Source organism: Rahnella sp. WP5 (genome assembly GCF_000745615.1).
Taxonomy (GTDB): domain Bacteria; phylum Pseudomonadota; class Gammaproteobacteria; order Enterobacterales; family Enterobacteriaceae; genus Rahnella; species Rahnella aceris.
Genome location: NZ_JQJR01000012.1, coordinates 119,401 through 131,733, shown reverse-complemented (window position 1 = coordinate 131,733; position 12,333 = coordinate 119,401). Strand labels below are relative to the sequence as shown.

The window sequence follows — 12,333 nt, the reverse complement described above, 5'->3', positions numbered from 1 at the left end:
GATAGCATGCAAACCATAAGCACGGTGTGATTTTCGCCCGCAGCGGCGCAATGTGATGCAAATCAGATTACTGGCATGGTTCATGCTCAATACCTTCCGACCGCGCAATCCGGGCGCTGGTGCAAATTCCCTTTTTGGCAGTGAAGGCTTCTGCCGTCTTCCCAACTCTTCAACCCTAAAGAGGATCCTATGACTCAGGGGACTTTGAAAAAGAAATTAGGACTGGTGGATCTGACCTTACTTGGTGTCGGTTCCATGATCGGTTCAGGATGGCTCTATGCGGCGCTGACCAGTTCCGGCTATGCGGGTGGATTAACCGGCTGGGCGTGGCTGCTGGGCGCCGTGATGGTGCTGCTGATCGGGCTGGTGTTCGCCGAGCTTGCCGCCGCCATTCCGCGTGCCGGGGGTTTTGTCCGTTATCCGAATTACACGCACGGTAATGTGGTGGGTTTTGTCATCGGCGTAAGTTCGCTGCTGGCGTATACCAGTACTGCTGGCGTGGAAGTGGAAGCCGTGCGTCAGTATGCGATGTACTGGTGGCCCGCGCTTGGCCAGACCGACGGCAGCCCGACCGGTCTCGGCTTTGTGATGCAAATCGTTCTGCTGGTGGGTTTCTTCCTGCTTAACTACTGGAGCGTCAGTTTCTTCGGTCGCATCAACACCATTATTACGACCTTCAAATTCATCGTCCCGCTGATGGTGATTGTGACGCTGTTCGGCTATTTCCACGGCGGTAACCTGAGCGTACCGGGCACCGCACCGGGCGGCGTGCACGGCATCTTCTCGTCGCTGACCGGCGCTGGCATTGTGTTTGCGTACCTCGGATTCCGTCAGGCGGTGGATTTCGCCAGCGAGGCGAAAAACCCGCAGCGCAATATCCCGATCGCCATCATGCTGGCCATTGGCATCAGCTTCGTGATCTACATTCTGTTGCAGTTCGCCTTTATGGGCGCGGTGCCCACCGACATCCTCAGCGCACATGGCTGGGTCGGGCTGAAAACTATTTTCCAGTCGCCGTATGCCGATCTGGCGCGCAGTCTGGGCATTACGTGGCTGATTAACCTGATCCTGATCGACGCCGTCATTTCTCCGGCAGGGACCGGGAATATCTATCTCGCCGGAGCTTCCCGCGTGCTGTTTGCCTGGGCAAAGAACGGCCATCTGTTCTCGATTTTCGCCAAAGTCGATCCGAAATCGGGCGTACCGCGCGGCGCACTCTGGCTGTCGCTGATTCTGGCCATTGCCTGGACGCTGCCGTCTGAATTTCAGGTCTGGGGCGGGCTGATCGGTGCCGTAACGTCAGCCACCGTGTTCACCTATATGCCCGGACCGGTCAACGCTGGTGTTATGCGCTCACGGTTGCCAAATCTACCACGTCCGTTCCGGTTGCCGGTGTTTGGCCTGCTTAGCCCGCTGGCGTTTGTCGCCAGTACCCTGCTGATTTACTGGAGCGGCTGGTCAGTGAACGAATTGCTGATCCCGATACTGGTGATCGCATGGGTGGCGTACGTTTTGTTCGGCAAGAAAGATCAGCATTTCAAACGTGATGTGCAGAGCGCGTGGTGGTTGTTGGCTTATTACATCGCCCTTTTCATTCTCTCTTACTTCGGCACATACGGCGGTACCGGGGTGATATCCAGCCCGCTGGACATGGTGCTGGTCGTGGTGGTGACGCTGGTTTGCTATTACTGGGGCGTGGCGTCAGGGCATGAAAAACTGGAGATCCCGCAGGATGACGAGGAAGACGACACGCCGGTCAGCCCGCGCAGCGAGACCCGTGTCGCATAGTTGATGCAATAAAATTGTCGTACGCTCACATCATATTTCTTTGTCAGTAGACTGCGGGTTTTACTCCGTCATTCTCTGACAAAGGAACACGATATGTCGACGCGCGAAAAGATGAATAAGGGTGAGCTGTATACGGACATGGGCGAAGGATTGCCGGAGGAACGCCGCGCCGGAAAAGAGCGGGTGTACGATTACAACCTGACCCGTCCGTCAGAAGAAGAAAAACGCCAGCGGATGCTGAAAGACATGATGGGTAGCGTGGGCGAGAACGGCTGGATTGAGCCGCCGCTACGCGTCGCGTATGGCACCCATATTCATATCGGCAACAACTTTTACGCTAACTTCAATCTCACAGTAGTGGATGACGCTACCGTCACAATCGGCGATAACGTGATGATTGCGCCGAACGTCACCCTGGCGACAGCCGGACATCCGATCGACCCGAAAATCCGCGCCACCGGACAGCAATTCTCGCTGCCGATTGTCATTGAAGATAATGTCTGGCTGGGCACCGGCGTGATAGTCAATCCGGGTGTGACGATTGGACGTAACAGCGTGATTGGGGCTGGCAGTGTGGTGACCAAATCCATTCCCCCGGATGTGGTCGCGGCTGGTGTACCCTGCCGCGTATTACGTCCGATCACCGCCAGAGACCGTGAGGCTTTCCTGAAATAGCCGCCGGTCAGGCCAGGAAAGCGTGCTGATAACGTTGCAGCATGTCAGTGAGGCGCCTTACCGGCTCGGTCACTTTCAGTGGTGCGTCGTACTCGACCAGTTTCTCCTGATACTCACCCAGCTCTTTCAGTAACCGCTGATAATAATAGGTGCGCTTGCCTTCACCTGAAGCAGAGACCACGTGATCGGCCGTATTACGGATTTTCTTGTGGAATGCCGACAGCTCATCATTCACCGGCACTTCTGCCAGTTTCATGCGCTGGTGCGCGATAATCAGCATCAGCGCCAGACGGTATTTACCAATATCGTTCGGGAACATCACCAGCAACTGGTTCAGCTGATGATAAAGCGCCGGAAGATGGTTTTCACGACGCCGGTACGCTTTGGTGGTCAGCGCCGATACCGCGCTGCTCATAAAGCGGTTAAGCAGCGTACGCCCGGTTTTCTCGCGAGACTTGTCGCGCACAATCAGCAACACCGCCATCGCGATCACCGTACCGATCGCCTGCCCCATCGCGTTATCCAGAAACGACGTGACGTTAAAAACCATCGGATTGCTGAGCACCAGAATATTAATGGTGCCTGCCAGCAATCCGAGCATACCGAGACGGCGCTTGGTCACTTCGATACCGATAAAGAAGGTGAAGATCCCCAGCATCAGACACAGCAGGAACAGACTCTGCTGTGTTGCGGGCATGATCAGCATAAACATCATCGAGCCGACCGGAATCGCCAGCAACATGCCGATAATGAAATCCATCGCCATGCCTTTCGGGTTCGGCGTACGCATCGCCAGCGAAGTCACCACTGCGATGATAATCACGCAGCCGCTGGCCGACGTCCAGCCGGTCCACAGCCACATCAGGCAGCCGATGGTTGTCGCCGTGAAGGTTCTCAGGCCGTTGACCAGCGCATGGTGACGTTCTGCTGAAACAGGCCGCACCACCACTTCGCCATCGAGCACCCCGCTTTCAATGGCGCTGATACTGCTGTTGGTCTGGATGCCTTTCATCAGCAACAGCGCACGGGTTCCGGCACCGGTCCAGGCGCTGACCGTCATCAGCACGTTGTCGCTGTGCATGCCGGTAATCATCTGGCGTAATTGTTTCAGTCTGCGATGCACATCCGCCACGTTTTCAGCGGGTTCAGCAAACAATGCTTTCAGTTCAGGCGAGACCCGTTCCGGAGAGCTTTGCATAATCAGATAGGTTTCACACGCCTGGGTGATCATGCTCAGCGAGGTGCTGTGCAGCGCTTTCAGGCGCCGATTACACCGCTGCCAGCGCGACGACTCCATCATCAGACTGCCGCGCATCCCGTTCAGCGCGGTAGTGCTTTTCACCAGGTTATTCCAGGACTTATCGATTTCTTCCTTCGTCCCGCTATTCACGCAAATCCGCATCAGCGCAAACTGATCCAACATCAGCTGACTGACGGCACGGTCAATATCTTTTTTGATGGAACGGGGAGAGAACAACAGGTCAGCGACGATAGCGCAGCAAATCCCGATAACGATTTCACTGCAACGCTCAACCGCAAACTGCGGAGTTTGCAAAGGCGAGCTGGCGGAAGTCACCACGATAATCAGCGCGGTATAACCAGCCAGACCCAGCGCATACGAGTTCTCGATACGAACCAGCGATGACCACCAGGTGCACACGCCCGCCCAGATGCAGCATAACAGCAGCATAACGACCGGTGCGCGGGCGGTAGCAATCACGATCACCAGCGCCGCGATACAGCCGATAAAGGTGCCGATAACCCGCAGAAAACCACGATGACGAATAGCACCGGCAAAGGGTTCGCCACCCGCCGCCAGCGCAGGTCCCGACGTTACGATCGCGGCAGTCATGGCCGACCAGCGCGGGGTTTCGAGTTGCAGATAGAACCCGAGAACCAGTGCGCCGAGGATCGCGAACGTCAGCTTGCAGGCAAAACGCACGCGCGGGATAAGTACGCTATTCATCTTTCCGGCCTTAACCAAACTCTCTCAGACGGTGCAGGAGGCGAAGGAACGGGGATCCTTCATCTTGTTTACGGTCATGGCTGCCGGTAATCACGACCGTCGCCGTAGTACCTGCCGGATAAGGATGTTGCTGGTCTTTGTCATCAAGCAGGATTTTCACTGGCACACGCTGTGCCAGACGCACCCATTCAAGGTTGCTGTCGATGGTCGCCAGACCGTTGGTCGCCGCAGAAGAGGAACTGTTCGTCACCGCCGCCGCTACGCTGTCGACCGTACCGTGCATAATGCGGTTGCTGCCGAGCGGCGTGATTTCCGCACGATCCCCTTTTTTCAGCCCCGGCAGTTTGGTTTCTTCCAGATACGCCAGGATGTAGAAGGAATTTTTCTTCACCAGCGCCACGGCAGTCGAACCCCGGTTAATGTAGTTGCCCGGATGAACGGTCAGGTTAGTCACCCAGCCATCAGCAGGTGCGATAACCACGGTCCGTTCCAGATCCAGCACCGCCAGATCCCGTGCAGCCTGCGCTTTCGCCAGCTGATGTTCAGCGGTTTGCAGCACATTATTGGCCTGATCGATTTCTTCCTGCGACATGGCCTGTACGCCCAGTTTCACACGACGTCCGGCCTCGCGCTTTTTCTCAGAAGCCAGCGCCTGATAATACGCGACGTCAGCACTCGCTTCGTCCAGCGCCTGCTGGTAACGCGGCTGGTCAATTTTGAACAGTACCTGGCCTTTTTTCACCAGTTGGTTATCCGTCACCGGCACATCGGTAATCAGACCGGTGACATCGGGCGCGATGGACACAACGTCAGCGGTAAACTTGGCATCACGGGTCCATGGAGATTCTGTATAGAACGCCCAGGCTTTGAAGATTGCGATGACAGCCAGCACGACAAGAATCAACGTTATTGTGTAACGTATTATTTTTATGGAGAAATTTTTCACAACGCCCTCAGACGAACATGCAGGAGATCAGGTAGAAAAGACAGCAGTACAACGCTGTGTTGAACAATGCCGGGTGCCAGACAAAATCATAAATTCCGGTGGGTTGCAATATGCGCCGCAGCAGGAAAAACACCACCAGCGCCAACAATATTTCAAAAAACACCGGAGGAAACGACAATCCGAAAATCACCATTACCGGAAGCAAACTCATCAAAAATTCCTTACATTATTACGACGGACAAACACATATCGTCCCGCGCACGCATTATTCGTTATTTTAGGCAACGGCACGCGACCCCGGAGAAAATAATTCAACGGGAGCTGAGCAATGAAGCTGCAGAGTTGCCAGGGAAGTGTGCGAAGGTAAGCATGATGTCAGGAAAACTGAAACCTGAGCTTTATCGCCCGGAAGGGTATATTAGCGTGCTTATTATCAACAGATCAACGTTCTGTGATCTAAATCACTTTTAAGCCAGAGTTAACAATGGACCGATTAAAACGCATGTCGATCTTTGCTCAGGTCGTGGAAAGCGGCTCCTTCACGGCGGCCGCACGACGCCTCGACATGAGCGTTTCTGCCATCAGCCAGACGATTTCAAAGCTGGAAAATGACTTACAAATCAAATTACTAAACCGTAGCACCCGCAGCATCGGCCTGACAGAAGCCGGTAAACTTTATTATCAGGGTTGCCGGAAAATGTTGCACGACGTGCGTGAAGTACATGAACAATTGTATGCCTTCAACAACACCCCGACCGGAACATTACGCATCGGCAGTTCATCAACGATGGCACAAAATGTTCTTGCCGCGATGACTGCGGAAATGCTCACCGAATACCCCGGTCTGACGGTGAATCTGGTGACTGGCATTCCGGCACCGGACCTGATCGCTGACGGGCTGGACGTGGTGATCCGCGTCGGCGCGTTGCAGGATTCCAGCCTGTTCTGCACCCGCTTAGGCTCAATGCCGATGGTGGTGTGTGCGGCGCGCAGTTATCTGGCACAACACGGCACGCCGGAGAAACCCGCCGATATGGTGAATTTCTCCTGGCTGGAATACAGCGTCCGCCCGGACAGTGAATTTGAACTGATCGCCCCCGAAGGTGTTTCAACCCGTATTACACCGCAAGGCCGCTTCGTGACTAACGATTCACAGACCATGATCCGCTGGCTGAAAGCCGGTGTCGGTATCGCGTATGTTCCGCTGATGTGGGTGATTGAGGAGATTAATGCCGGTGAGGTGGAGATTCTGTTCAGGCGCTATCAGTCCGATCCGCGCCCGGTTTACGCGCTGTATACTGAAAAGGACAAACTGCCGCTGAAAGTGCAGGTCTGTATTGATTATCTGACGGATTATTTCAAACGGGTAAGCAAGGTGTATCAGGGATACCGGCAGGGCAAGAAAGTGACTCAGTGGAATTGAGTTCGTATCAAACCCAAAACCCACCTGACCTCCCCTTGTGAAAGGGGAGGGATAACACCGAAATAATCTTCTGCTACGCAGTGCCGCCGACGGTGAGATTATCCAGTTTCAGGGTAGGCTGACCGACCCCGACCGGCAGGCTCTGGCCTTCTTTACCACACACACCGACGCCTTTATCGAGCGCCAGATCGTTGCCGACCATGGAAATCTGTTGCATCGCTTCAATGCCCGAGCCGATCAGCGTCGCGCCTTTCACCGGTTTGGTGATGCGGCCTTTTTCGATCAGATAAGCTTCGGAGGTAGAGAACACGAATTTACCCGAAGTAATATCCACCTGACCGCCGCCGAAGTTTGGCGCATACAGGCCAAATTCTACGCTACTGATAATGTCTTCCGGCGTTGATTTCCCGGCCAGCATATAAGTGTTGGTCATACGCGGCATCGGCAGATGGGCGTAAGATTCGCGGCGGCCGTTACCGGTCGGCGCAACGCCCATCAGGCGCGCATTCAGTTTGTCTTGCATGTAGCCTTTCAGCACGCCGTTTTCGATCAGCACGTTGTACTGCCCCGGTACACCTTCGTCGTCAATCGCCAGTGAACCGCGCAGACCCGGCAGGGTGCCGTCGTCCACTACGGTACACAGTTCAGAAGCCACCCGTTTGCCCATCTGACCGCTAAATACAGAGGTTCCGCGACGGTTGAAGTCACCTTCCAGACCGTGGCCTACCGCCTCATGTAACAGCACACCTGGCCAGCCTGCGCCCAGCACCACCGGCATGCCACCTGCCGGGGCGGCGACTGCCGTCAGATTCAGCAACGCCATACGCACGGCATCACGGGCAAAAGCTTCCGCACGCACTTCACCGTTAACGGTTTCGAGGAAGTAGTCATAACCAACACGACCGCCGCCGCCGCTTGAGCCACGCTCACGACGTCCGTCCTGTTCAACCAGAACGCTCACGGACAGACGCACCAGCGGGCGAATGTCTGCCGCCAGCGTGCCGTCGGTGGCTGCCACCAGGATGTTTTCATACACGCCGGTGATGCTGGCACTGACTTCCTGCACGCGCTTATCGGCCGCACGGGCAATTTTGTCGACGCGGTGCAGCAGTTCGATTTTTGCTTCGCGTGACAGGCTTTGCAGCGGATCCAGCGGAGAATAAAGAGATTTATAGGCAATTTCGCCCAGCGTATGCGCTTTGCCATTGCCCTGGTCGCGGACAATGCTGCGGGCAGCTGTTGCACTCAGGTTCAGGGCATTCAGCGTGATTTGGTCAGCATAAGCAAAACCGGTTTTTTCACCGCTTACCGCACGAACACCGACGCCCTGATCGATATTGTAAGAACCGTCTTTGATGATGCTGTCTTCGATCACCCAGCTTTCATGGAAACTGGACTGGAAAAAGAGATCGGCATAATCAAGACGACGTTCAGACAACTGGCCCAAAATGGAAAACAGATCCTGATGACTCAGATTATTAGCAGTTAGTAACTGCTCACTGACTAAGGCCAGACTCATAGATGTTCACTCTCTTTTAGACGACAATCCGGCGTGCAGACTGTGGTCTACACAGTCTGCACGCCAGACAATCCATTGTTACAAGGTTATTAACAGCCTAACACAGCATGAACGAGGTTTCCTGCCACCTTCACGGTGGCGTTACTGTGCGGCGGCGGCTTTTGGATGTTCAACCGGTTTACGCAGAATTTCGTTGATACGCGGTTCTGCGATAGTGCCGTCAATCTGATAGCGGATAAGCGAGATTTTATTCCACAGCGGTGCCAGCACTTTACTGGCAGCGAAGACTGCAACGCCGACTACCGGGTTGATGACGAACGCCGTCGCCACACCTACTGTGGCGGAAATTTCCGGCGCAATGACCGCTTCGAGATCCAATTGCTGATTCACGAAATTGACCTTCCCGGTGATGGCGATATCTGCTTCCAGTCCGTCAACCAGCAGATCGTCGGTATGAAGTACGCCGTCTTTAATCCAGGCCGTGGATTTGATCGAGTCAAAATAGAAGCCCTGGCCAAAGGTATCGCTGAAATCAAGACGCAGTTTGCGCAGCAGCGCATCGAAGCTGACCAGTCGCAGCAATTGTCCGGCGCGGCCCGTGCCGACATCCGCAATTTCGCCTTTGCCCAGCGTGTTTTTCAGGGTGCCGTTCAGTGTGCTGATATCTGGCTTCCACGGCACGGATTTCCAGTGCAAATCAAAGTTAACGTCAAACGGCGCGCCTTTCAGTGGTGTAGTCACACCAAAGAATGACATGGCCTGCTCAATATTTTTACCGGTCAGCTTGCCTTTCAGGCCGGTGTTTTCGCCCTGCCCGTTCTGCCTCCAGTCGCCCTGCACGTCGAGACGTGCCACGCCGGTATCTATCAGACCGTTACGCAGCATCAGTTGATCGCCTTGCGGTGTCAGGTCAGCATTCACTTTGCGGAAGTTCTGACCGAGGAACCAGCAGGCTTCGCAACGCAGTTGCAATGCCGGCCAGCTGGCAAACGAAATCTTTTCAGTAGCAAACGGATTACCGCCCGGCTGACCGCTGCTGGCCACATCCGCGACCGTCCATTGCGGATTGAAATAGACGTATTTCAGATTAGCCAGCCACGGACCGTTGTCATTCATATTCAGCCTGCCATCGATTTCCTTACCTTTGGCAGTGACCTCCATGCCCTGATGCCCTTGTACCGAGGTGAGGGTCAGGTCATTCCAGACCTGTCCGCCCAGTGTCAGCGCAGGCGTTGTCAGGATAATCTGGTGCGGGAAGCTGAAACCGGCCAGTTTAGTAGTAGTGTCCTGCGTCGCTTTATCCGGCGACAGCAAACCCAGCCAGCTTTCACCATCAAGTGCGGGCAGATGGAGCGTCAGACTGCTGTCATCCGGCAATGGAGGCGTTTTTTTGCTGTTTGCCTGCCACGATGCGCGATCGAGCTTCAGTTGTTTACCCAGCAGCCAGCGGCTGTTGAAATGATCTTTGCCCGCCAGCACACCTTGCAGATTAAAACTGTGCAGGTCGCCTTTGACATTCACCACCAGCGGCAGCGGATGACCGGCTTTCTTGCTTAACGGATCGGGTAAGTGACTGCTCACATCTTTCAGATCGGCGTTTACATCGACGGTATAGGTCGGGGTACCTTTGTGCGGCAGCGTAATATTGACGTCGCCTTTCCACAGCGTACCGCCCGAAATTTTACTGGCTGCTGCCGCTGGCAAGCCGGGGATTTTGGACAGTTGCCAGTTGGCATCCAGCCCGACCTGAACCTTGAAATCATCCGGCAGTTCCTGCGTGCTGAACATCACGTTGACCGGTTGCCCGAACCAGTTACCGGTAAGCCGGTTACTTTGCAGGTTGCCGTTGTCATAACTGAACTGGCCACTGAGCTGACTGATTTTGCTGTTCAGCGGTTTAATAAACAGACTGTTGTTATTGAGCGTGACGCCACCGGATGCACGCACAAGTTCGCCATCAAGCGGAATATCCAGATGTAAGCGACCATTCACTTCGCCGCCAATCTGCAATTCCTGTAGCGCCGAGCCCAGCGAGTCATGCAACGGCGTATCCATGAAATAATCGCCGATATCTTTCCCCTGCCCGCGCAGGTCCGCATCAATAAACAGTTTTTCTTTCAGGTAGTCAGGAATATTGGCAACGACGTTGTTGCCGTCCACATTGCCCAGTTTGGTGTGCGCGGCTTTCATAAACAGGCCGTCATTAAGGAAATCGAGATCGATATCCAGATCAGTCAGCGCTGGCCAACCTGGCTGGAACTCAAAGGTCGAGTGGCGTAGCGGAACCCACACTTCAAACTGCCCTTCGTTCTTTTTGAACGGGAAATGATGTGGATTGCCGTTGAAGGTCAGGGTGGCGTTATCCACCTGACCGGCCTTTATGGCACCACTCAGATAATTTACCAGATGTTTGCCCATCAGCGGTTCAGGGAAATAGCGCCAGGCCTGACCGGCGTCATACAGGCGAATACCGGCCAGAATATTCAGCCACGGCTCACCTTTGACAGGCTGGTTGTAGCGGAAATCGCCCTTCGCCCACAGCGCGTTGGCTTTGACATCTACGTCTTTACCCGACAATGACCAGCCATCTTTGCCGTTCTTCCAGTTAAAGGTACCGGTCGCCGCACTGATATCCAGCGGTGCGCGGAACATTTCGCCGTACGGCAGCAGGCTGTCTTGTAATTTCACCGTCATCTGCCCGCCCGCCACGCTACCTTTCAGGCCACCACTGAAATGATTGACACCCGGCAGTAGTTTCCAGCGCTGCCAGCTGACATCGCGCCAGTTCACATCAAAACGGGTCTGATCAGGCTGCTTTAGCGGGATATCCAGCGCGAGCCGATCAACGTTACCGGCGGGTTTTAAATCCTGCCAGCGCTCCAGTAAAGCCGGAGTCAGGAATGAGAAAGTCGGGATCACCGGGCCTAAACGTTCCAGTTGCAGATTGGTGCCACGGATGCGCAGCTCTTCACCCTGCGAAGGCCCGAGGAACTGGTTATTTTCCGGCAGATAAAGTACTTCAAGGCGGCCTTTCGGCCACGCCACACCATCGGTTTTCAGATTCAGCTGCTTCGTGCCAACCTGCCAGCCATTACCCTGACGGTTACCGTGTAATGTCAGATTATCGACATCGAGCTGGTGTTCCTCAGTGCCATTTTTCCAGGTGGCAGAGCCATTTTTCAGCAATGCGTCAGCGGCATAAATATCGCCACTACGCACCGTCAGCCACGCCGCGAGGCTGAAGTTAGCACTTTCCAGACCGGTATTATTGCGCAACCACCGGCTGAACCACGGTTTCATGTCGATATCATCGGCCTGAAGATAAATTTTCCCGTTATTGAGCAAACCATTGGTGTCGTTCAGATCCATACGCAACTGCACAATGCCGTGCTGCCCGTTAAAACTCGACAGGCTAAGCTGCCCTTCGGCGCGATGGCGGTTGTGGCTGTTCAGCCAGGTCATCTGAGGAATGTCAAATTCCGCCCGTGGACCGGAAGGCGTCAGGAAGGAAATGCGGCTGTTGCGCAGATCGAAATGGTCGACCTGTCTGAGGAAAATATCACTGACGCGGTTTGGCTGGATGCCGTTGCCTTTATTGCTTTCGCCACCCAGCGTGCTGTTTAAATCCAGCTGCAAATTGTAAAAAGTAAGGTCGCGGAACTGCCAGCGGAAATGCAGTAAGGATTGCCAGACGTCCAGCGCCAGGGTAATGCGCTGAACCTGCCACTTTGAGTCCGGTAATGTCACCTGAAGGCCTCGGATCTCCATGATCGGGCCAAAGGTTTTCCAGCTGGCGCTGACTTGCGATAACTCGATCGGTACGCCCGTGACCGCCTCGACTTTCCCGACCAGTTGATCCTGGAAGCGGGTCAACTGAGGCAATGCCAGACGCAAGCCACTGATCACCAAAGCCACTATCACGACAAGGGTTGCGCTGGTGGTTAATAAAATACCGGGCAGTCGCCTCAAACTTCTCTCCTTGTTTTCCATTCCATGCTGGTTTTCACCCGCACAGA

The 12,333-nt window shown here is 54.7% G+C and carries 8 protein-coding genes; 3 read left to right on the top strand and 5 right to left on the bottom strand.

What is annotated here, in order from left to right:
• Positions 1-189 precede the first annotated feature (189 nt).
• Together EX31_RS12295 and EX31_RS12290 are read left to right on the top strand one after the other, a co-directional pair.
• Positions 190-1,788, top strand: a complete 1,599-nt coding sequence (locus EX31_RS12295; protein ID WP_037035018.1) for an APC family permease — start codon at positions 190-192, stop codon at positions 1,786-1,788.
• A gap of 93 nt (positions 1,789-1,881) precedes the next feature.
• Complete coding sequence (locus EX31_RS12290) at positions 1,882-2,463, top strand: maltose acetyltransferase domain-containing protein (RefSeq protein ID WP_037035017.1); 582 nt, start codon at positions 1,882-1,884, stop codon at positions 2,461-2,463.
• 7 nt (positions 2,464-2,470) lie between these two features.
• Here EX31_RS12290 and aaeB read toward each other — a convergent pair whose 3' ends face one another.
• Genes aaeB through aaeX form a run of 3 tightly spaced genes read right to left on the bottom strand, consistent with a single transcriptional unit; the run spans position 2,471 to position 5,586 of the window.
• A complete protein-coding gene (gene aaeB / locus EX31_RS12285; protein WP_013577281.1) occupies positions 2,471-4,429 on the bottom strand; it encodes a p-hydroxybenzoic acid efflux pump subunit AaeB in 1,959 nt (652 codons plus the stop codon).
• Positions 4,430-4,439: 10 nt separating this feature from the next.
• The gene (gene aaeA, locus EX31_RS12280) at positions 4,440-5,375 is read right to left on the bottom strand and encodes a p-hydroxybenzoic acid efflux pump subunit AaeA (protein ID WP_037035016.1); all 936 of its coding nucleotides are present in this window, start codon (positions 5,373-5,375) and stop codon (positions 4,440-4,442) included.
• Positions 5,376-5,382: 7 nt separating this feature from the next.
• On the bottom strand, positions 5,383-5,586 hold the full coding sequence (gene aaeX / locus EX31_RS12275) for a p-hydroxybenzoic acid efflux pump operon protein AaeX (protein ID WP_013577283.1): 204 nt from the start codon (positions 5,584-5,586) through the stop codon (positions 5,383-5,385).
• 273 nt (positions 5,587-5,859) lie between these two features.
• Between aaeX and aaeR the strand changes: the two genes are divergently transcribed.
• Positions 5,860-6,798 carry an HTH-type transcriptional activator AaeR gene (gene aaeR / locus EX31_RS12270; RefSeq protein ID WP_013577284.1) on the top strand — a complete coding sequence of 313 codons (939 nt, stop codon included), beginning with the start codon at positions 5,860-5,862 and terminating at the stop codon, positions 6,796-6,798.
• A 73-nt stretch (positions 6,799-6,871) separates the two neighbouring features.
• Here the strand turns inward: aaeR and tldD are convergent, their stop codons facing one another.
• Together tldD and yhdP are read right to left on the bottom strand one after the other, a co-directional pair.
• The gene (gene tldD, locus EX31_RS12265) at positions 6,872-8,317 is read right to left on the bottom strand and encodes a metalloprotease TldD (protein ID WP_013577285.1); all 1,446 of its coding nucleotides are present in this window, start codon (positions 8,315-8,317) and stop codon (positions 6,872-6,874) included.
• Positions 8,318-8,458: 141 nt separating this feature from the next.
• The gene (gene yhdP, locus EX31_RS12260) at positions 8,459-12,286 is read right to left on the bottom strand and encodes an AsmA2 domain-containing protein YhdP (RefSeq protein ID WP_037035014.1); all 3,828 of its coding nucleotides are present in this window, start codon (positions 12,284-12,286) and stop codon (positions 8,459-8,461) included.
• Between the last annotated feature and the right edge of the window lie 47 nt (positions 12,287-12,333).